Origin of the sequence: Buttiauxella sp. JUb87 (assembly GCF_004361975.1) — a bacterium.
Lineage (GTDB): Bacteria > Pseudomonadota > Gammaproteobacteria > Enterobacterales > Enterobacteriaceae > Buttiauxella > Buttiauxella ferragutiae.
In genome coordinates, this window is sequence record NZ_SNVY01000014.1 from 1 (window position 1) to 21,259 (window position 21,259).

The window sequence follows — 21,259 nt, forward strand, 5'->3', positions numbered from 1 at the left end:
CATCTGGCTGACGGGCCGGTTTGTAAGCCGTTGTGCCGTGTCAGTGGAGGCGCAGTATAGGGATTTTCTGGGAGCTGACAAGTGTTTATTGCAAATAAATGACTGAGCGCATCTTTTTTCATCAAACAGGGTGTTTTGGACACTATTTGCTGTTTAAGTGCGCTATCTCGTGGGCGAAACGCGCCACCTGAGGCCAATCTGTATAAACAACTTCTTTGCTGATATCTGTTTCACCGCCCGTCATCTTCATAATCAAACGAATCATCACGCGATCATACCAGCGATAACGCGGATAACGCAGTGCACCCGCAAACACCGCGCAATGATTTGGCTGCCACGGGGAGGTCAGCAAGAACTTACGCGTATAAGAGTTGGTTTGAGGAGAACGCTTCTCTGGTTTACGGGCGACCAGGTTTACGGAAAAGAAAGCGCTGGGAATATTATTCAATGCTTGCTGATGCTTTTTCACAAACGCAGCCACTGACGAATGGAAATGCCCATAGCGAATAGAAGCGCCAATAACGACGCGTTCGTAGTTTCCCCAGGCGATCTCGCCACTGCGATGCAGATTAACCACATCACTCTCGGCGCCCAGCTCTTTAAGTTCAGATGCTATATAAGAAGCAATCTCGCGAGTTTGACCATCGCGGGTCGAAAATAGAATCAACGTTCTCACAGCAGGCTCCGATTACTCTCGCCAGAAGGTTGGCGTAAACAGTACAAGTAAAGTAAACACTTCAAGACGACCAAACAGCATATTGGCTATCAATATCCATTTTGCCACAGGATTCATGCTGGCGAAGTTATCAGCCACAACCCCCAAACCTGGGCCGAGATTATTCAGCGTTGCCGCCACTGAAGCAAAGGCGGAGAAATCATCCACGCCGGTGGCGATAATCGCGAGCATGCTGAGGATAAACACCAGCGCATAGGCAGAAAAGAATCCCCATACTGCTTCAAGGATACGTTCGGGCAGGGCTCGATTGCCAAGCTTGATGCTATAGACCGCATTGGGGTGAACAAGTCGCTTCAGTTCGCGGTTGCCTTGTTTGAACAGCAACAGAATACGGATGACCTTCAGACCACCACCGGTCGAACCAGCACACCCCCCTATAAAAGCAGAGCACAACAACAGCACCGGTAAGAATAGAGGCCAGCGAGCAATACTATCAGTCGTAAACCCGGCGGTCGTCGCCATCGAGACCACCTGGAAGAATGCCTGGTTTAGCGTAAGCAGGGCGGTTTGGTAAGTGTTGTGGAACCAGAGTACTAAGGTACAGATAGCCACCAGCGTCAGTTGCACGCCAATAAACATGCGGAACTCAGGGTCACGCCAATAGACTTTTATATTACGCCCGCTTAATAGAGAGAAGTGCAGGCCATAGTTACAACCGGAAATCAGCAAGAAGATGGCGATAATTGTATTAATGGTTGGGCTGTCGAAATAACCGACGCTGGCATCATGAGTAGAAAAACCACCAATCGCGATAGTCGCAAAGCTGTGACCTATTGCATCAAACGCAGGCATCCCTGCAAACCAAAGTGCCAACGCACAAGCGACAGTTAACAGAACATAAATAATCCACAGAGTTTTTGCGGTATCTGCAATACGCGGGCGCATCTTATTATCTTTAAGCGGCCCCGGCATTTCGGCACGGTATAGCTGCATCCCGCCGACGCCCAGAATCGGCAGAATGGCCACTGCCAGCACGATGATCCCCATGCCGCCAAACCACTGCAACATTTGCCGATAAAACAGAATGGCGTGAGGAAGCGTATCCAGCCCGACAAGCGTTGTCGCACCGGTGGTAGTTAAACCCGAGAACGATTCAAAGAATGCATCAGTAATAGTGAGATTCGGTTGTTCCGCGAAGATAAAAGGCAGCGCACCCACGCTCCCCAACACCGTCCAGAACAAGACGACGATCAGGAACCCTTCTCGTGGTTTCAACTCACTTTTTTGCCGCCGGTTAGGCCACCACAAAAAAGAACCAATCAGTAGCGCTGCGAAGAAAGTCTGGGTGAAAGCTCGGCCAGCACCATCGCGATAAATTAAAGCTACCAACCCAGGAATAATCATGGTCACGGAAAATAGAATGACTAACAGACCAACGATTCGGGTTATGGCGCGAAAATGCATTTCAGCCGCTTCCTTAACTATCAATAAAATACGAGTGGGGATTATTGTTCAGCCGGCAATAAATGCAATGCACCGCGGCTAAAATCAGCAAGTCTGACTGAAAAGTCAGCGAGTTTCGCGTGTGGTAACGCGATAAGTAATAAAACAGACGCCTGAAAATCACTTTGCACCACAACGCCGTCACACTGTTTAAGCAACGCCTCGATTCCGGCAAGCTGCGCGTACTCACATTGCAAAGTATATTCGGTTAACGGAGTTTTGAGCACGGTAGGCAATTGATTTAACGCTGCCTGCACCCCGCCGCCATAGGCTTTCACCAGGCCGCCAGTACCTAGTTTGATGCCGCCAGAATAACGTACGACGACTGCGGTAATTTCACCAATACCACTTCCCATAAGCTGGGCAAGCATCGGCTTACCGGCTGTGCCAGCAGGCTCACCATCATCAGAAAAGCCTAACTGCTGCGAGTCATCTGGCGCACCAGCCACCCAGGCCCAGCAATGATGCCGGGCCGTCGGGTGCTCTGAACGTACTTTTTCAAGAAATGCTTTCGCCGCAATTACGCCAGTCGTATGAGCGACCAGAGTAATAAAGCGGCTTTTCTTGATTTCCTCACTGAACGCAACGGTTTCAGCGGGAATCAGCCAACTATCCATTACGCCAGTTTCAGATCGCGCGTCATGTTTTCAATACTATTTTCATGAACAATCACGTTGTCTTCAATGCGAACGCCACCGAAAGGTTTCATTGCCTCAATGCGCTGCCAGTCAAAGTGCTTGCTGTACTGGCCTTCGCGCCACGGTGCGAGCAAAGATTCAATGAAGTAAATGCCCGGTTCAATGGTCAGAACCATACGCGGTTCAAGAATACGCGTGCAACGCAGATACGGATACTGAGAAGGTGCAGCAAGGTGTGTACCGGAATCATCCTGCATAAAGCCTGCAACATCATGCACCTGCAAACCCAGCGGATGGCCCAGACCATGTGGCATAAATGGCCCAGTGATGCCGGTTTCAACCATCGCTTCTTCGCTAATCCCGGTAACCAAATTATGGCGGCTCAGCAGCTTCGCGATACGTTGATGGAACTGGATGTGGTAATCGGTGTAGCGCACACCTGCTTTCAGGGTATCAATCAGCGCTAGTTGCTCGCTGTTAACGTCTTTAACCAGTTGTGCATAATCGTTATCGCTTTTTGCCGACCAGGTACGCGTTAAATCAGCCGCATAACCGTTATATTCCGCGCCAGCATCCAACAGGAAACTGCGCATTTCGGCAGGTGCGCGGTTCTCAAGTTTGGTGTAATGAAGAACTGCTGCGTGCTCGTTGAGCGCAACAATGTTGCCATAAGGCACATCGGTATCGCGATGTCCGGTTGCGGTCAGATACGCGAGATTAATGTCAAATTCGCTCATTCCAGACAGGAACGCTTCGTGAGCCGCCTGATGACCAACCACTGCGGTTTTCTGCGCTTCACGCATACATGCCAGCTCATAATCAGTTTTATAAGCACGATGATAATGCAGGTAATCAATCACCCCTTTCGGGTTGATGTTAGCGCCCTGGATTTCAAGCTGTACGGCACGCTCTGGAACCGGCCCGATATAACCGATATTGCCACGCGCGGCAGGCAACTGGCTGCCAATGCCATCAGCTTTCGGCAGCGCAATCACTTCAATTTCGTCAGTCCAGAAGGATTCTGGCAGCGGCTCAACGTTGTGCCAGTAATCAACCGGCAGATAGAACCACAGCTTCGGTTTGTTAACACCATCCACCAGCAGCCAGCAGTTTGGCACTTGTGTCACCGGAACCCAAGCTTTGAATTGTGGGTTAACTTTGAACGGATATGGATGATCATCGAGGAAGACGTTGACTAGCTCGCCCGAGTGAATCAACAGCGCGTCAAGATTGAAGCGCGCCAGAACATTGCGGGTGCGCTCCTGCAAAGTTGCCACATGATCTTTATAAAGTGAGGCCAGTGAATCCATGATTTACCCTTCTGGTTTTTTATAAACTGAACGCCACGCATCTTAGCACACCGTAAACAGAGCGAACTTATTTCCAGCGGCTGTGATCATCTTTGCAAATATTTAAAGAGTTATTTGCATTTCATTAACATCAATTCCACACTCACCTTCATCTGGTACGACCAGATCCCATTGCTGGATTCAGGAGACTGACATGCTCTACCAAGGTGAAACCTTACATCTCGACTGGCTGGAAGATGGCATCGCAGAATTGGTATTCGATGCCCCCGGTTCAGTGAACAAACTCGACACCGCGACCGTAGCAAGCCTGGGCCACGCGCTGGATGTACTGGAAAAGCAGCCTGGTCTGAAAGGCCTGCTGCTCAGTTCCAACAAAGCCGCGTTTATCGTTGGTGCGGATATTACTGAATTTCTGTCGCTGTTCCTGGTTCCTGCGGAGCAACTGACTCATTGGCTGCAATTTGCCAACAGCGTCTTCAATCGTCTGGAGGACTTGCCGGTCCCAACCATTGCAGCAGTGAATGGTTACGCCCTTGGCGGCGGTTGTGAATGTGTACTGGCAACCGATTATCGCCTGGCAACACCAGATACCCGTATTGGCCTGCCAGAAACCAAACTCGGCATCATGCCTGGTTTCGGTGGATCTGTACGTTTACCTCGTTTGCTGGGTGCTGATAGCGCGCTGGAAATTATCACCGCCGGTAAAGATGTCGGCGCGGTTGAAGCGCAAAAGCTCGGCTTAGTCGACGGCATCGTTAAAACTGAGAAACTGCGCGACGGCGCACTGGCGGTATTACGCCAGGCGATTAATGGCGATCTGGACTGGAAAGCCAAACGCGCGCCAAAACTGCAGCCGCTGAAGCTGAGCAAAATCGAAGCCACCATGAGCTTCACCATTGCTAAAAGCATGGTGATGCAGATTGCTGGCAAGCACTACCCTGCCCCGATGACGGCAGTCAAAACCATCGAAGCCGCGGCAAGAATGGGCCGTGACGAAGCATTACAACTGGAGACTCAAAGTTTCGTGCCGTTGGCGCGTTCCAATGAGGCCCGTGCGCTGGTCGGTATTTTCCTTAACGACCAATACATAAAAGGTCAGGCGAAGAAGCTGACCAAAAATACCGAAACCCCGAAACAGGCAGCCGTTCTTGGTGCCGGGATCATGGGTGGCGGCATTGCTTACCAGTCTGCCTGGAAAGGTGTGCCGGTATTAATGAAGGATATTAACGACAAGTCGCTGGAGTTGGGCATCAACGAAGCCAGCAAGCTGCTGAACAAACAGTTGGAACGCGGCAAGATCGACGGCATGAAACTGGCCGGTGTCATTGCCACTATTCACCCAACGCTGGATTACGCTGGTTTTGAGCGTGTCGATGTGGTGGTTGAAGCGGTTGTTGAAAACCCGAAAGTGAAGAAAGCAGTTCTGGCAGAAGTGGAAGATAAAGTTCGTGCGGATACCGTTCTGGCGTCGAACACCTCTACCATTCCGATTGGCGAACTGGCCAACAGCCTGAAACGCCCGGAAAACTTCTGCGGTATGCACTTCTTTAACCCGGTGCATCGCATGCCGTTAGTGGAAGTGATTCGCGGCGAGAAAACCTCTGAGCAAACTATCGCGAAGGTTGTTGCGTGGGCCAGCAAAATGGGCAAAACGCCGATCGTAGTGAACGACTGCCCAGGTTTCTTCGTCAACCGCGTGCTGTTCCCGTACTTCGCAGGCTTTAGCCAGCTGATGCGCGACGGTGCCGATTTCCGCCAGATCGACAAAGTAATGGAAAAGCAGTTCGGCTGGCCAATGGGCCCGGCATACCTGCTGGATGTAGTCGGTATTGATACCGCGCACCACGCGCAGGCTGTTATGGCTGCCGGTTTCCCACAGCGTATGCAGAAAGATTATCGCGATGCGGTCGACGCCATGTTTGACGCAGGCCGTTATGGCCAGAAAACCCAGCAGGGTTTCTATCGCTACAAACAAGACAGCAAAGGCAAACCGCGTAAAGAACAAGACGAAGCCACCGATAGCTTGTTGGCTGATGTCAGCAAACCGCGGCAAAACTTTAGCGACGAAGAGATCATCGCTCGCATGATGATCCCAATGGTCAACGAAGTCGTGCGCTGCCTGGAAGAAGGTATTATCGCCAGCCCGGCAGAAGCAGATATGGCACTGGTTTACGGCCTGGGATTCCCTCCGTTCCACGGCGGCGCATTCCGTTGGTTAGACACCATCGGCAGCGCGAAATATCTCGATATGGCGCAACAGTACGAACATCTTGGCCCGCTTTACCAGGTGCCGGACGGTCTGCGTACTAAAGCGTCCCGTAACGAGCCGTACTATCCACCCGTTGAGCCAGCGCGCCCAGCCAGTGACCTGAAAAGTGCCTGAGGAGTGATTATGGAAAAGGTTGTAATTGTTGATGCCATCCGCACCCCGATGGGCCGTTCAAAAGGCGGTGCGTTTCGTAATCTGCGTGCGGAAGATCTTTCTGCCCATCTGATGCGTGGCATTTTGTCACGCAACCCGGCTTTAGAAGCCGCTGCACTGGATGACATTTATTGGGGCTGTGTGCAGCAGACGCTGGAGCAAGGTTTTAATATTGCTCGTAACGCCTCGCTACTGGCAGAAATCCCACATTCAGTACCGGCGGTTACAGTGAACCGCCTGTGTGGTTCTTCGATGCAAGCGCTGCACGATGCTGCTCGTATGATTCAGACCGGTGATGCGCATGCTTGTCTGGTAGGCGGCGTGGAACATATGGGCCACGTGCCAATGAGCCATGGTGTTGATTTCCATCCAGGCCTGAGCCGCAACGTTGCAAAAGCAGCTGGCATGATGGGCTTAACCGCCGAAATGCTGTCTCGTATGCATGGTATCAGCCGTGAAATGCAGGATCAGTTTGCTGCACGTTCACACCAGCGAGCCTGGGCTGCAACCGAAGCGGGTCATTTCAAAAATGAAATTCTGGCAACCAGCGGCCATGACGCAGACGGTGTGCTCAAACGTTTTGATTACGATGAAGTGATTCGCCCGGAAACTACAGTTGAAGGTCTGGCGGCATTGAAACCTGCGTTTGATCCGGTCAATGGCACCGTTACAGCAGGCAGTTCTTCCGCGCTTTCCGATGGTGCCTCAGCGATGTTGCTAATGAGCGAGTCACGCGCCAAAGAGCTGGGCCTGAAGATCCGCGCTTATGTTCGCTCTATGGCAGTCGTTGGCTGCGACCCATCCATTATGGGCTACGGTCCAGTTCCGGCATCACAACTGGCGTTGAAAAAAGCGGGCCTGACTGCCGCCGACATAGACCTGTTTGAGATGAACGAAGCCTTCGCCGCACAGATCCTGCCATGTATTAAAGATCTGGGGCTGATGGATAAGATCGACGAGAAGATTAACCTGAATGGCGGTGCGATTGCACTGGGTCACCCGCTGGGTTGTTCCGGTACACGAATCAGCACCACGCTGCTCAATTTGATGGAACGTCGCGATGCGCAGTTTGGCCTCGCCACCATGTGCATCGGATTGGGTCAGGGGATTGCCACAGTTATTGAACGCGTTTAAGGAATTGATCCAATTTTCAAAGTCATTGATGTTGTAACGCGGCGGCAAATGAGCGAATCCCGATGAGCTTACTAAAGTAAGTGATTCGGGTGAGCGAATGCAGCCAACAAAGTTACAACACCAAGGACGCAGAAAAAAAGTTTAGTTGCCGTTTTTCCCGCCTGTCAGGGGCGGGTTTTTTATTGCATTAGATAAACGAAAACGCGTCGCCAAACATGCGGTCGGCCTGCGCACCACGTTCATTGCAGAACAGGTCACGGGCAATTTTCGCCATTTCAAAACGTCCGGCAATATAGATGTCGTGCCCGGCAAGCGTTCCGTAATCCTGCATCACCGCGGTTAACACAGTGCCAGTGCGCCCACGCCAGCCTGTTTCCGGTTGCTCAACCACCGCTTCAACACGCAGATTCTGGTGAACCACGGACAGCGCTTCTAACTCAGACAGATCATAAAGATGTTTATCTTCACGGCCGCCCCAGTAAATGGCGATTTCACGCTGCGGGTTACGCGCCAGCGCCGTCAGCAAAATAGAACGCACATAAGAGAAGCCGGTCCCGCCAGCAATCAGAATCAACGGGCGATCTTCATCTTCACGCAGCCAGGCATCGCCGTGTGGAATATCAACAACGATTTCTTTCTCTTTCAGAATGCGATCCATCACCGCCATGGCGTACAGATTGATATCTGATGCGCCAATGTGCAGTTCGATAAACTCCTGGTCGCTCGGCGTGGATGCCATGGAGAACGGGCGTTTATCGCGCTCATCCATCACCACCATCAAATACTGCCCGGCCTGAAAGGAGAATTTCGCTTCCGGCAGTAATCGAACGCGATACACCGTGTCAGTTATCGCTTCTACCGAGGTCACTTTACAGCTTAAGGTTGTCATGCTTCCCCTCTGTCGGGTCAATAATGCAAAACGGTAAAACCCGCCGATCAGGCGTTTTTACTGTCGTCAAAAATAGCCAGTTCATCCCAGATAGCATCAATACGCGCACATACTTCTGCATCTTTCTTAATAGGACGCCCCCACTCACGCTGGGTTTCCCCAGGCCATTTATTGGTGGCATCCAATCCCATTTTTGAGCCAAGGCCGGAAACCGGCGAGGCAAAATCCAGGTAATCAATTGGCGTGTTTTCTACCAGAACGGTATCACGTGCCGGGTCCATCCGCGTGGTGATGGCCCAAATTACATCGTTCCAGTCACGCGCATTAACATCGTCATCGCAGACAATGACAAACTTGGTATACATGAACTGCCGCAAGAAAGACCAGACGCCCATCATCACGCGTTTCGCGTGGCCAGCGTACTGCTTCTTGATAGTGACAACCGCAAGGCGATAAGAACACCCCTCCGGCGGCAAGTAGAAATCGACAATTTCCGGGAACTGCTTTTGCAGAATGGGCACAAACACTTCATTCAATGCCACGCCGAGAACCGCAGGCTCATCTGGCGGGCGACCGGTGTACGTTGAATGATAAATCGCATTCTGGCGCTGGGTTATATGCGTCACGGTAAACACAGGGAAGTCATCTACTTCATTGTAGTAGCCCGTGTGGTCACCATATGGCCCTTCAGGTGCCATTTCGCCAGGCTCGATATACCCTTCCAGCACAATTTCAGCGCTAGCTGGCACTTCAAGATCGTTAGAAATACACTTAACAACTTCGGTTTTTGTACCACGTAGCAAACCAGCAAAAGCATATTCTGACAAAGTATCTGGCACTGGAGTGACCGCGCCAAGAATCGTTGCCGGATCAGCACCCAGTGCAACAGAAACCGGGAACCGCTCACCAGGATGTTCAGCACACCACTCCTGGAAATCCAGCGCGCCGCCGCGATGCGATAACCAGCGCATAATCAGTTTATTTTTGCCAATCAGTTGTTGGCGATAAATCCCGAGATTCTGCCGTTCTTTATGCGGACCACGCGTTACCGTCAAACCCCAGGTAATCAGCGGCGCGGCATCTTCAGGCCAACACTGCATAATCGGAATACGAGATAAGTCGACTTCATCCCCTTCCCAGATTTGTTCCTGGCATGGGGCATTACGCAGACGCTTAGTCGGCATATTCAGGACTTGTTTAAACTGCGGAAGTTTATCGAATAAATCGCGGAAACCCTTCGGTGGCTCGGGTTCTTTCAGGAAGGCCAGTAATTTCCCGACTTCACGCAGCGCAGAAACATCTTCTTGCCCCATTCCCATCGCGACGCGTTTCGGAGTGCCGAACAGGTTGCACAGCACCGGCATGTCGTACCCTTTTGGATTCTCAAATAACAGAGCCGGGCCATTAGCGCGCAAAGTACGATCGGCAATTTCAGTCATTTCCAGGTACGGATCGACAGGCATTGCGATACGCTTTAGCTCGCCGCGTTGTTCAAGTAGTTCCAGAAAGTCGCGTAGGTCGTGGTATTTCATGCCATTAATCATCGTCAGGATTTGGCGGACATTATACGGGCTTCATGCAGCGCATGCTGTATTTTTGTTAAAAAGGTGTAGATGGTTGCCTGATGACCAAACAGTCATTGGTTATACTTCTGCTGTCTATCTCTCATACCAGCCTTTTGCTATTCTTCCGCGGCTGATTAGGAAAAAGAGACATTATGGAATCCTGGTATCTTTTGTACTGCAAAAGGGGTCAATTACTGCGGGCGCAAGAACATCTTGAGCGTCAGGAAGTGAATTGCCTCACCCCGATGATCAAAATTGAAAAGATCGTGCGAGGAAAACGCACTGCGGTCGACGAACCATTGTTTCCAAATTACATGTTTGTCCGCTTTGATCCTGAGACTATTCACACCACGACAATACATTCAACGCGTGGCGTCAGCCATTTCGTCCGCTTCGGCAGCCTTCCAGCCACTGTACCGAATGATGTGATTGAACAACTTATCCATCATCAGCCAGAAAACGTGACTGACCCAGACACCCCTTATCAGGGCGATCGCGTGGTGATAACTGAAGGGGCATTCGAAGGTTTGGAAGCTATCTTCAGCGAACCGGACGGTGAAGCCCGCTCTATGCTGCTGCTGAATTTGTTGAATAAACAAGTGATGCAGAGTGTGAAGAATACCGATTTCAAAAAGACGTAAAAAAGGCCAGCGATTGCTGGCCTCTTAGTCTGTATTCCGTTCCTAGCGCTGCATTTGCTCGTCGTGCAGCCATTGTGCGACACGCTTCGAGAAGTACGTCAGCACACCATCTGCGCCGGCACGTTTAAAGCACAACAGTGATTCCATAATGGCCGGTTTTTCTGCCAGCCATCCGTTTTGAATCGCCGCCATATGCATCGCATACTCACCAGAAACCTGATAGGCAAATGTCGGCACGCCGAAAGTATCTTTCACGCGGCGAACCACATCCAGATAAGGCATACCCGGTTTCACCATCACCATATCCGCGCCTTCTTGCAAATCCTGCGCAACTTCCTGCAATGCTTCATCGCTATTGGCCGGGTCCATCTGATAGGTCTTTTTATTGCCGCCTTTCAGGTTGCCGGATGAGCCAATTGCGTCGCGGAACGGGCCGTAATAACAGGATGCGTACTTCGCTGCATAAGACATGATTTGGGTGTTCACTAAACCATCCAGCTCAAGCTGATCGCGAATCGCGCCGATGCGCCCATCCATCATATCGCTTGGCGCGATGATTTCGGCTCCGGCTTCTGCATGAGACAGCGCCTGACGTACCAGAATCTCACGAGTAATGTCGTTGATAACGTAACCGTCTGCATCAATCACGCCGTCCTGGCCGTGAGTGGTATACGGATCAAGCGCAACGTCAGTCAGTAAACCCAGTTCTGGCACGGCATCTTTCAGTGCACGAACCGCACGCTGAACCAGGCCGTTCGGGTTATAAGCTTCTTCAGCATGCAGCGACTTTCCTGCGCTCTCGATGACCGGGAACAGGGACAGCACCGGCACACCCAACTTCGCAACGGCCTCCGCTTCTTTGAGCAGCAAATCGATAGTCATGCGGTAAACGCCCGGCATTGACGACACTTCTTCCTGACGGTTTTGACCTTCCATCACGAACACAGGGTAGATCAGGTCGTTAACCGTTAACTGATTTTCTGCAACCAGGCGGCGGCTGAAATCGTGACGACGAACGCGGCGCATACGGCGGCCAGGAAACGTACCGGGAAATGCATAGCTCATTAATTTTCTCCTGATTTAAGCCAGCCGGAAAAGACGGCGGGCATTGTCATCTGTTACTTGCGCAAGCCAGGTGGGGTCTTCTCGACGCCATTCGGCTACCTTGTTCAGGATATGCGGCAAGTAGCAGGGTTCGTTCCGGCGGGAAGCAGGTTTTGGTTTTAGATCCCGCGGTAACAAATAGGGGGCATCAGTTTCCAGCAACAGTTGATGTGCTGGGATTACCGGTAGCAGCTCACGTAATTCAAGGCCGCGGCGCTCATCGCATACCCAGCCAGTGACACCTATAAAAATGCCTCGGGCCAGGCATTCACGAACTTCATTTTCTGTTCCGGTAAAACAGTGCAAAACCACACCCGGTAACTTATCCAGCCACGGGTCCAGCAGAGCAATAAAGCGTTCGTGTGCTTCCCGACAATGTAAAAATACCGGCATCATCAGGTCTGCAGCAAGGGCCAGTTGTGCGGTAAAAGCGCGTTCTTGTTCAGCTGGCGTCGAGAAATTACGGTTGAAATCCAGGCCACACTCACCAATAGCTACCACTTCCGGCGCACCCGCAAGCTCGCAAATCACAGCCGCAGTTTCATCTTGCCATTGGCTGGCATCATGCGGATGAACACCCGCAGTAGACCAGCAGCCCTGATACTGTTGTGCCAGTAACAATGCCTGCTGACTTTCGTGAATATTTGTCCCGGTAAGCAGCATGCCGCTCACGCCGGCATGATGTGCGCGAGCCACAACGTCAGCGTGGTCTTTAGCAAACTGTGAGCTGGTAAGATTTACACCGATATCAAACATAGCGTCTTCCAAACGACGACCGCCCTAATGGGCGGTCTGAAATTATGATTCTTTTTTAGAGTGATCGTCTTCTGCTTCTGGAGCATCTTCCGGGTCTTCCTCTCCACCTCTGCGCCCTTTACCGACGTAGAAACGAGAGAAAAATACACCAACTTCAAACAGGCAGTACATCGGTATTGCCAGCAGCGTTTGCGAGAAAACATCAGGCGGCGTTAACAACATGCCAACAACAAATGCACCAACCAGAATATACGGACGCTTTTTCTTAAGCGCTTCAGGCGTTGTTACACCCATCCAACACAACAGAATAATGGCAACGGGGACTTCAAAAGCCACGCCAAATGCCATAAATAGCGTCATGACAAAATCAAGGTACTTGCTGATGTCAGTCGACACCACCACACCTATCGGGGCGGTTTTGGTCAGAAAACCAAATGCGAGCGGGAACACCACAAAATAAGCAAAAGCGATGCCGATATAAAACAGCATTGAGCTGGAAAACAGTAACGGCATAACCAGCTTGCGCTCGTGCTTATAGAGCGCAGGGGCGATAAACGCCCAAATCTGATAAAGAATGACCGGTGCAGACAAAAATACCGAAACATAAATCGTCAGTTTGATTGGGGTGAAAAACGGTGACGCCACATCAGTCGCAATCATCGTTGAGCCAATAGGCATCTGCTTAATCAGCGGTGAGGCGACAATCTGATAGATGTCATTGGCAAAGTAAACCAGTGCCAGGAAAATCACCAGCACAGCGATAATGCTATTTAACAGTCGCTTGCGCAGCTCTATCAGATGGCTGATAAGCGGTTGGGTATCTTCAACGGCCATGTTTACTGTTTATCACTCGAAGTTGGGGAAGACGCTGGAGTTTTGACGGGCTCTGCTACAGGTTTAATCTGAGGTTGAATCAGCTCTTCAGAAACCTCTGCTGCAGCTGCAGCTGATGCAGGAACAACTGCTTCAGTTTCAACAGCGGGCGCTTTCTCAGGCGCGCTGGCCTGATGCGCAGCAGTAGCTGGAGTCACGCCATCATGGCTGTCCTGGGCATCTTTCACTAGTGGGTTATGGATGGTGTGAGCTTCGTCACTCGCCTTTTCAGGGTCGAGAGTGTACGAGCGCTTCATCGACTCTGCTGCCTGACGCAGCTCATCCATTGATGCCTTTAGTTCCGGAGTGAGGTTATCCATGCTCGCTTTTTCAACCTTCTTCAGGCTGTCTTGTAGCTCCTGGATTTTCAACTCCTGAACCAGTTCGTTTTGTACAGTTGCTGCCAGCGAACGCAAAGCACGGACCCAACCGACGACCGTTTTAACGGCCACAGGCAAACGCTGTGGCCCGAGTACGATCAAGCCAATCACAAAAACCAGTAGCAGCTCACTGAAACCAATATCGAACACGGTTTACACCTGCTCTTTATCGTTGCTCTTTGCTTCGTCTTTTTTCACATCAGCTGGTTGCTTATCGGCCAGTGTTTTTGCTGTGAAATCAGCATCCTGAGCAGATTTATCTTTCTCTTTGTCTTCATCGTCACTCATGGCTTTTTTAAAGCCTTTGATGGATGCGCCCAAATCAGAGCCGATAGAACCCAGTTTCTTAGTACCGAAAAGCAGAACCACGATGACAGCAATGATCAACAATTGCCAAATACTGATACCACCCATAATGTTGCCTCAAATCACTGTGATGAATAGATTACGGTCTGTATTGTACCGCACGTTGTCCGTTAAAAACGATTAAAAACAGCTCAGGATGAGCGCCGCCAGCCAATCAACCAGGCCACGATGCCACCGGCCATTATCCAGGCGGGCATAAATTCCCACTCTGGCTTATTAATCAACAGCAAAGTACCACTGAGCATCAACACCGCACCAATACCAAACAGATAGCGTGACTGCGACTGGCGTACCTGGTTGCGTTGCAAATCGCGCGTTATTTTATCAACACTGTGCTGCAATTGTTTACCCTGACGCAAACTGTCGTACATCAGTTCTGGAAGTTCTGGCATTTTTTCTATCCAGAACGGGGCTTTTTCTTTAAGTGTACGAATAAGAGCCGGAATACCAACCTGATCTTTAATCCAGTCTTCCAGGAAAGGTTTGGCGGTTTTCCACAAATCCAGCTGTGGATAAAGCTGCCTTCCCAGGCCTTCAACGTAAAGTAGTGTCTTTTGTAGCAAAACCAGCTGTGGTTGCACTTCCATATTAAAGCGGCGTGCCGTATTGAACAGGTTCAGCAGCACATGGCCAAAGGAAATTTCCGCTAATGGCTTTTCAAAAATAGGCTCGCAAACGGTGCGAATAGCAAACTCGAAGTCTTCAACATTGGTTTCTGGAGGTACCCAACCTGAATCAACGTGCAGTTCAGCAACTTTGCGATAGTCACGGTTAAAGAAAGCGATAAAGTTTTCAGCCAGGTAGCGTTTGTCTTCTTTATTGAGCGAGCCGACAATGCCGCAGTCGATACCAATGTATTGCGGATCTTCAGGATGCTCGTAGCTGACAAAAATATTTCCAGGATGCATATCCGCATGGAAGAAGCTGTCGCGGAAAACCTGGGTGAAGAACACTTGCACGCCGCGTTCCGCTAACAGTTTCATGTTGGTGCCTTGCTTGTGAAGCATCGCAATATCTGAAACGGGAATACCGTAAATTCGCTCCATCACCATCATGTCCTGGCTGCAATAGTCAGAGAACACTTCCGGCACATACAGCATCGGGCTGTCTTCAAAATTGCGGCGTAACTGAATGGCGTTTGCCGATTCACGCAACAGATTCAGCTCATCGATTAAGGTTTTTTCATATTCGCGAACCACTTCGAGCGGGCGTAAACGGCGGCCATCCGGCATCAAGCGCGGTACCCAGCGTGCGAGGCGATAGATGAGCTTCATATCCGCTTTAATGATTGGCAGGATGTCCGGGCGAATCACTTTGATGACCACATCTCGGCCATTCTCTTTCAGGCGAGCAGTATGCACTTGCGCGATAGAAGCCGATGCGAGCGGTGTTATGTCGAAATCGTCAAACCAGGTTTCAATGGGAATCCCCCCCATCGCCTGTTCGATTTGTTTCTTAGCCAATGCCCCGTCAAAAGGTGCAACACGGTCTTGCAACATAGCGAGCTGGTCAGCGATTTGTGGTGGGAACAGGTCACGACGGGTAGAGAGCATCTGCCCAAACTTGATCCATACCGGCCCCAGTTCCTGCAATGCCAGACGTAAACGCTCGCCGAGAAGTTTGTCTTTATGGCGGTTTGGCATCCAGAAAAGCATGCGCCGCCAGATGCGTAACGGCAGCGTAATACGAATGCGTGGGATCAGCTCATCCAGACCATAACTGAGAAAAGTACGGATAATGAAATAGAGGCGACGAATTTCTCCAGGCGTCATTTGTTCTCCAGTTTGTCCAGTCGCGCAATGAGTGCGTCAACCTTACGTTCGACTGCTGCCGTTTCCTCGGCAAACCATGCGACTTCCAACGACCCCGGTGCCATTCTCCACTCTTCAGTAATGGCTTCTGAAAGGTATTGTTGGTTACGGGCAAATCCTTTTTTCAACAACTTACCGCCAGCGCGAATCACTTTGCTGATGCCTTCCGCAGCAATATCACCGATATACGGAGCTAATAATTCAGCAGGGTCGAACTCAGCCAGATCCATCAACGCGACCCAATTCTGGACCACCTGAAGATCGCCTTCCACCTCCAGCTCACCGCTGCGAATGAGCGCGGTAAGCTGCTGTCGGTCACGCAATTTCGGTAATGTGCTCAGCCCAGTTTTCACCAGACAGTCGGCTTCGCCTTCCCACTGCGCTAACACATCAAGTTGTTGCTCGCTGAAGACCAGCACAATCGGCGATGAGAACTCTTTGAGTTCAACACGCAACACCTTACCCACTAAGCGCTGACGCGCGGCTTTCAATCCACGGTCACGCCAGAGAAATGTATTGAGGATATTTTCTATTCCAGCAGTGATTAGCGGCGTACCTGAAGAAAGCAGCAATGGCATCACGAGTTCCCTGTCAGAATTTATAACCACGGTGCAGTGCAACCACGCCAGCGGTCAGATTGAAGTAGGTGGTATTTTCAAAGCCAGCCTCTTCCATCATCGCTTTCAATGTTTCTTGATCCGGGTGCATACGAATAGATTCAGCCAGGTAACGGTAGCTTTCGGCATCTTGTGCAACAATTTCACCGATACGCGGCAAAATATGGAAAGAATAGGCATCGTAGGCTTTGCTCAGGGGTTCGATAATCGGTTTGGAGAATTCCAGAACCAGCAGACGACCACCTGGTTTTAATACGCGGTACATTGAACGCAGTGCTTTTTCTTTATCGGTCACATTACGCAGGCCGAAAGAGATAGTGATGCAGTCAAAGAAGTTATCCGGGAAAGGCAAGGCTTCAGCGTTAGCCTGAACATAGTTCACATTGCCAACCACACCGATGTTGCGCAGTTTTTCGCGCCCCATTTTCAGCATTGAGTCGTTGATATCCGCCAGAACCACTTCGCCCGTTTCGCCAACCAGACGGGAGAACTTAGCGGTTAAATCACCGGTGCCTCCAGCTAAATCCAGTACGCGCTGACCACGGCGAACACCACTGCAATCAATGGTAAAACGCTTCCAGATACGATGGATGCCGAATGACATCAGGTCATTCATCACGTCGTATTTTGCGGCCACAGAGTGGAACACATGGGCCACCATATCGGCCTTTTGTTCCTTTGCTACTGTGCGGAAGCCAAAGTGTGTTGTTTCCTGGGATTCTTCAACCATCTCAATGCCTGCTTGTCCAAAAAAATGTTCGTGAAGTGTAACAGAATGAGCCCTAAAGCCCTATGCTTCAAGCTGCAGGGGTGTTGGCTGCACTCACAAACCCCAGTCACTTACTTTAGTAAGCTCCTGGGGATTTGTTCCTTTGCCGCCTACCTGCAACTCGAGTTATTCTCGCTACAAACTGTTTTCCATATTCTTCTCTTCGTCGTTTTCATGCTCATGGCGCTCGATATTATCGCCTTCTTCAAGTCTGGCCTGTTCGACTAAATCAGGATTAATCTCACGTTTAACCTCAACGCCCAGACCGCGAAATGCGTCGGCCTGGATGAGGATATTTCCACGGCCTGATGAGAGTTTTTTCATCGCCTGCCGATAGTTATCCTGGGCTTTATCCAGGCTTTGGCCTATCGCAGACATATCATCAACAAAGAGGCGCATTTTGTCATACAGGCGACTGGCGCGTTCGGCAATTTGTTGCGCATTACGGCTTTGGTGTTCATAACGCCACAAATTGGCAACGGTTCGTAGCGCCACCAGCAAGGTCGTCGGGCTGACCAGCATGATGTTGTTTTTGAGCGCTTCACTGATGAGTTCAGGCTGGCGGTCAATTGCCAGTAAAAACGCAGGTTCGACAGGAATGAACATCAATACATAATCCAGCGAACGCAACCCCGGCAACTGCTGATAATCTTTACGGCCCAACATGCGAATATGGTTACGCATGGCGGCAATATGTTCGTTGAGGGCGCTTTCACGGGTCAGTTCATCGTCACCGTTGTAATAACGTTCGTAGGCCACTAACGTCATCTTGGCGTCGATCACCACATCTTTACCCTGTGGCAAACGCACGATCACATCAGGCTGCATACGGCTGTTATTTTCGAGCTGAATATTCACCTGTGTTTCGTATTCATAACCTTCGCGTAAACCTGACGCCTCCAACACCCGCGTCAAGATCACTTCGCCCCAATTGCCCTGAGTTTTGTTATCCCCTTTCAGGGCTTTGGTGAGATTCAGTGCCTCTTGCGCCATTTGGGCATTCAGCTGTTGCAGGCTGCGGATTTCATGGGTCAGCGTGTGGCGTTCACGAGCCTCCTGGCCAAAGCTTTCCTGAACCTGGCGGCGGAAACCATCCAGTTGCTCACGCAGCGGCGACAGTAATCCGTTCAAACTCTGGCGGTTTTGTTCTTCAACTTTGCGGCCACTTTGCTCAAAAATACGGTTAGCGAGGTTTTCAAACTGTTCGCTGAGGCGCTGCTCGCTGTTGAGCATCTGGCGATGTTTGTCATCGGCATTCAGGCGGGTTTGTTCCAGCAATGTGGAGAGTTCGCGAATATCAGCTTCTTGCGCACTGTTGATTTCGAGCTGGGTGCGTAGCTCGCGATTAAGCTGCTCACACTCCGCTTTCCAGTGCTGATTTTGCTGCAACTCTTGCCGGGCCGCAGTCAGTTCGCCGTAGATTTCTCGTTGTTCTTCATGCAGTGCGGATTGCCGCCCGGCAGCCCGCAAACTTGCCAGCAACCAACCCGTCAAAACCCCCACCAGCGTAACGCCGATGCCGAATAAAATAGAAAGATCCACAGTCACTCCTACAAGCCATGCCAAACCCCAGCAAAATAAAATTCTGCTGTATAAATGTCCAGATGAAAAGGGATTTCCTGCGAGGTGTTACGCAAAGCGTAAAAATTAAGCCGGCTTGCACCGGCTTTGGGGAAACTAGATTAAGCGGCGAGCCGCTTCCACGACGATTTTCACCGCATGGCTTTCGGTTTTCTTCATGGTCTCAGCGTTCGGGATCTCTTGCTGAGTACGGTTTACAATCACACCAGCAACCATACCCGCACGCAAGCCCTGGCTTGCACACATGGTCAGAAGGGTCGCAGATTCCATCTCGTAGTTCATCACGCCCATCTGCTGCCATTCTTCCATGGAGCCTTTGTAGCGGTTAACAACGCGGCCTGAGAAGGTGTCGTAGCGTTCCTGACCCGGGTAGAAGGTATCAGAAGATGCCGTCACGCCAATGTGCGTGGTCGCGCCGATAGATTTCGCGGCTTCAACCAGTGCGGTGGTACAAGCAAAATCTGCAACTGCCGGGAATTCCATTGGTGCAAAGTGCAGGCTGGCACCGTCAAGGCGCACAGACGCGGTGGTCACCAGAACATCACCAACATTAATATGCGGCTGAATAGCGCCTGTCGTCCCGATACGCAGGAAGGTACGAATACCCAGTTGTGCCAGTTCTTCCACAGCGATTGAAGTAGACGGGCCGCCGATACCGGTAGAGCACACGATAACTGGCTTGCCGTCTAATTCCGCACGCCAGGTAGTAAATTCACGGTGGGCAGCCAGTTTGACCGGCTTGTCCATCAGCACAGCGATTTTTTCAACTCGCTCAGGATCGCCCGGGACGATGGCAAGTGTTGCCCCCTGCAGATCACTTTTGGTTAGGCCGAGGTGAAAAACATCAGACTTGGACATAACAGAACTCCTGCGTTGAATAGATTGGCTTGCGCCTCAAGAAGGTACTTTACAGAACCCCTGCAAAAAATTTCGTGACGCATTTCACTTTGAATGAAACAAATTACATCAATTTCATATTTTTTGGTGACACCTGTCACATTTAAGCGTGCTACCTGTTCCTTTTTCAGACAGCGAAAACATTTTAGTCTGGAGATTAGCCTAAATAAATCCTGGCTATAGTTATCGCACTGCGCTAATCAAAAAGGAGAATGCTAATGAAAGAAGAACAAGCCACAGGTCATTTGCCGGGCGGGAATTTTGCGCCAGCGACCTCCCCACCTGCTTCAACAGTACTGCATACCCCAGATGACGCAATTCAGGCCGGGGAAACCTCGATTCCCACCCGGGGCGAGAATATGCCCGCTTATCACGCCCGCCCAAAAGACGCGGCAAGTTCTTTGCCTATCGTAATTGTGGTGCAGGAAATTTTCGGTGTGCATGAACATATTCGCGACATTTGCCGCCGTCTGGCGCTGGAAGGGTATCTCGCCATCGCGCCAGAGCTTTATTTCCGTCAGGGCGATCCTAATGAGTATGCCGACATTCCAACTTTATTCAGCGGGCTGGTATCCAAAGTACCTGATGCACAAGTGCTGGCCGACCTCGATCATGTCGCCAATTGGGCGGCTCGTAACGGCGGTGATGCTCATCGCCTGATGATGACTGGCTTTTGCTGGGGCGGACGGATTACCTGGCTGTACGCCGCGCATAATCCTCAATTAAAAGCAGCGGTAGCGTGGTACGGCAAGCTGGTCGGCGAAAAGTCGTTAAATTCACCGCATTACCCTGTAGACGTTGCCATTAATTTGAACGCGCCGGTTTTGGGATTGTATGGCGCAGAAGATACCAGTATTCCGCCTGAAACTGTGGAGACCATGCGTCATGCGCTGCGCGCCGCAAATGCCAACGCAGAAATCATTGTTTACCCGGAAGCGGGCCATGCGTTCAATGCTGACTACCGCCCGAGCTATCATGAAGAGTCCGCAAAAGATGGCTGGCAACGCATGTTGCAGTGGTTCGTACGCTATGGTGCGAAGAAGTAACGAATACGACCCTGGCCATGGTCAGGGTATTAACCAAAGGAGGGATGAAGGAAATAGCGTAAATGAGATAAACAACATGTCACTCTGATTAGAATAATAAATAGAAAACTACATTCCCGCCATGACAATACATACCATCCACCAATGAATTATCACTTAATTATATAAATATTTCATTGTTGATAATTCATTTATAAAAATGTTGCATCTCAATATTATCGGGAACAAAATAAAAACATTAAAGTTTGTGGGTGGCATTGCAATTTTGTTAAGTGCACCAA

20 protein-coding genes are annotated in these 21,259 nt (G+C 50.6%); 4 read left to right on the plus strand and 16 right to left on the minus strand.

What is annotated here, in order from left to right; translation table 11 throughout:
- Positions 1 to 142: 142 nt before the first annotated feature.
- Genes hemG through pepQ form a run of 4 tightly spaced genes read right to left on the minus strand, consistent with a single transcriptional unit; the run spans position 143 to position 4,127 of the window.
- A complete protein-coding gene (gene hemG / locus EC843_RS23265; protein WP_133523131.1) occupies positions 143 to 676 on the minus strand; it encodes a menaquinone-dependent protoporphyrinogen IX dehydrogenase in 534 nt (177 codons plus the stop codon).
- Positions 677 to 688: 12 nt separating this feature from the next.
- Positions 689 to 2,140 carry a Trk system potassium transporter TrkH gene (trkH, locus tag EC843_RS23270; protein ID WP_064541422.1) on the minus strand — a complete coding sequence of 484 codons (1,452 nt, stop codon included), beginning with the start codon at positions 2,138 to 2,140 and terminating at the stop codon, positions 689 to 691.
- Positions 2,141 to 2,181: 41 nt separating this feature from the next.
- Positions 2,182 to 2,796 carry an IMPACT family protein gene (locus EC843_RS23275; protein WP_064541425.1) on the minus strand — a complete coding sequence of 205 codons (615 nt, stop codon included), beginning with the start codon at positions 2,794 to 2,796 and terminating at the stop codon, positions 2,182 to 2,184.
- Positions 2,796 to 4,127 carry a Xaa-Pro dipeptidase gene (gene pepQ / locus EC843_RS23280; protein WP_133523132.1) on the minus strand — a complete coding sequence of 444 codons (1,332 nt, stop codon included), beginning with the start codon at positions 4,125 to 4,127 and terminating at the stop codon, positions 2,796 to 2,798. Before pepQ ends, EC843_RS23275 begins: the two co-directional genes overlap by 1 nt.
- A gap of 193 nt (positions 4,128 to 4,320) precedes the next feature.
- On the opposite strand from pepQ, the gene fadB reads away from it, so the two are divergent.
- A complete protein-coding gene (gene fadB, locus EC843_RS23290; RefSeq protein WP_133523133.1) occupies positions 4,321 to 6,510 on the plus strand; it encodes a fatty acid oxidation complex subunit alpha FadB in 2,190 nt (729 codons plus the stop codon).
- A gap of 9 nt (positions 6,511 to 6,519) precedes the next feature.
- A complete protein-coding gene (gene fadA, locus EC843_RS23295; protein WP_064541434.1) occupies positions 6,520 to 7,683 on the plus strand; it encodes an acetyl-CoA C-acyltransferase FadA in 1,164 nt (387 codons plus the stop codon).
- A 187-nt stretch (positions 7,684 to 7,870) separates the two neighbouring features.
- On the opposite strand, the gene fre is transcribed toward fadA, so the two are convergent.
- Together fre and ubiD are read right to left on the minus strand one after the other, a co-directional pair.
- On the minus strand, positions 7,871 to 8,572 hold the full coding sequence (gene fre, locus EC843_RS23300; RefSeq protein WP_064541437.1) for an NAD(P)H-flavin reductase: 702 nt from the start codon (positions 8,570 to 8,572) through the stop codon (positions 7,871 to 7,873).
- A gap of 47 nt (positions 8,573 to 8,619) precedes the next feature.
- Positions 8,620 to 10,113 (minus strand): 4-hydroxy-3-polyprenylbenzoate decarboxylase, encoded by a 1,494-nt coding sequence (gene ubiD / locus EC843_RS23305; RefSeq protein WP_133523153.1) that lies wholly within the window; start codon positions 10,111 to 10,113, stop codon positions 8,620 to 8,622.
- A gap of 176 nt (positions 10,114 to 10,289) precedes the next feature.
- Here ubiD and rfaH point away from each other — a divergent pair, with 176 nt between their 5' ends.
- Positions 10,290 to 10,778 (plus strand): transcription/translation regulatory transformer protein RfaH, encoded by a 489-nt coding sequence (rfaH, locus tag EC843_RS23310; protein WP_064541440.1) that lies wholly within the window; start codon positions 10,290 to 10,292, stop codon positions 10,776 to 10,778.
- Positions 10,779 to 10,820: 42 nt separating this feature from the next.
- Here rfaH and hemB read toward each other — a convergent pair whose 3' ends face one another.
- The 10 genes from hemB to udp all read right to left on the minus strand — a co-directional run bounded on the left by hemB (position 10,821) and on the right by udp (position 19,893).
- Positions 10,821 to 11,843, minus strand: coding sequence for a porphobilinogen synthase (hemB, locus tag EC843_RS23315; RefSeq protein ID WP_121814561.1), 1,023 nt, complete (start codon positions 11,841 to 11,843; stop codon positions 10,821 to 10,823).
- 15 nt (positions 11,844 to 11,858) lie between these two features.
- Positions 11,859 to 12,638, minus strand: coding sequence for a 3'-5' ssDNA/RNA exonuclease TatD (tatD, locus tag EC843_RS23320; RefSeq protein ID WP_121814562.1), 780 nt, complete (start codon positions 12,636 to 12,638; stop codon positions 11,859 to 11,861).
- A 42-nt stretch (positions 12,639 to 12,680) separates the two neighbouring features.
- Positions 12,681 to 13,472: a Sec-independent protein translocase subunit TatC gene (gene tatC, locus EC843_RS23325; RefSeq protein WP_064541450.1), complete on the minus strand. Its 792-nt coding sequence runs from the start codon at positions 13,470 to 13,472 to the stop codon at positions 12,681 to 12,683.
- A 2-nt stretch (positions 13,473 to 13,474) separates the two neighbouring features.
- Positions 13,475 to 14,041 (minus strand): Sec-independent protein translocase protein TatB, encoded by a 567-nt coding sequence (gene tatB, locus EC843_RS23330; protein ID WP_064541453.1) that lies wholly within the window; start codon positions 14,039 to 14,041, stop codon positions 13,475 to 13,477.
- A 3-nt stretch (positions 14,042 to 14,044) separates the two neighbouring features.
- Complete coding sequence (gene tatA, locus EC843_RS23335; protein WP_064541456.1) at positions 14,045 to 14,305, minus strand: Sec-independent protein translocase subunit TatA; 261 nt, start codon at positions 14,303 to 14,305, stop codon at positions 14,045 to 14,047.
- An 83-nt stretch (positions 14,306 to 14,388) separates the two neighbouring features.
- Positions 14,389 to 16,029 (minus strand): ubiquinone biosynthesis regulatory protein kinase UbiB, encoded by a 1,641-nt coding sequence (gene ubiB, locus EC843_RS23340; RefSeq protein ID WP_064541459.1) that lies wholly within the window; start codon positions 16,027 to 16,029, stop codon positions 14,389 to 14,391.
- Complete coding sequence (locus tag EC843_RS23345; protein WP_133523134.1) at positions 16,026 to 16,646, minus strand: SCP2 domain-containing protein; 621 nt, start codon at positions 16,644 to 16,646, stop codon at positions 16,026 to 16,028. Before EC843_RS23345 ends, ubiB begins: the two co-directional genes overlap by 4 nt.
- Positions 16,647 to 16,659: 13 nt before the next feature.
- On the minus strand, positions 16,660 to 17,415 hold the full coding sequence (gene ubiE, locus EC843_RS23350) for a bifunctional demethylmenaquinone methyltransferase/2-methoxy-6-polyprenyl-1,4-benzoquinol methylase UbiE (RefSeq protein WP_133523135.1): 756 nt from the start codon (positions 17,413 to 17,415) through the stop codon (positions 16,660 to 16,662).
- Between the two features lie 174 nt (positions 17,416 to 17,589).
- Positions 17,590 to 18,996: a DNA recombination protein RmuC gene (gene rmuC, locus EC843_RS23355; protein WP_133523136.1), complete on the minus strand. Its 1,407-nt coding sequence runs from the start codon at positions 18,994 to 18,996 to the stop codon at positions 17,590 to 17,592.
- A gap of 135 nt (positions 18,997 to 19,131) precedes the next feature.
- A complete protein-coding gene (udp, locus tag EC843_RS23360) occupies positions 19,132 to 19,893 on the minus strand; it encodes a uridine phosphorylase (RefSeq protein WP_034492150.1) in 762 nt (253 codons plus the stop codon).
- Positions 19,894 to 20,150: 257 nt separating this feature from the next.
- Between udp and EC843_RS23365 the strand changes: the two genes are divergently transcribed.
- Positions 20,151 to 20,978, plus strand: a complete 828-nt coding sequence (locus EC843_RS23365; RefSeq protein WP_121814566.1) for a dienelactone hydrolase family protein — start codon at positions 20,151 to 20,153, stop codon at positions 20,976 to 20,978.
- Positions 20,979 to 21,259: the final 281 nt, after the last annotated feature.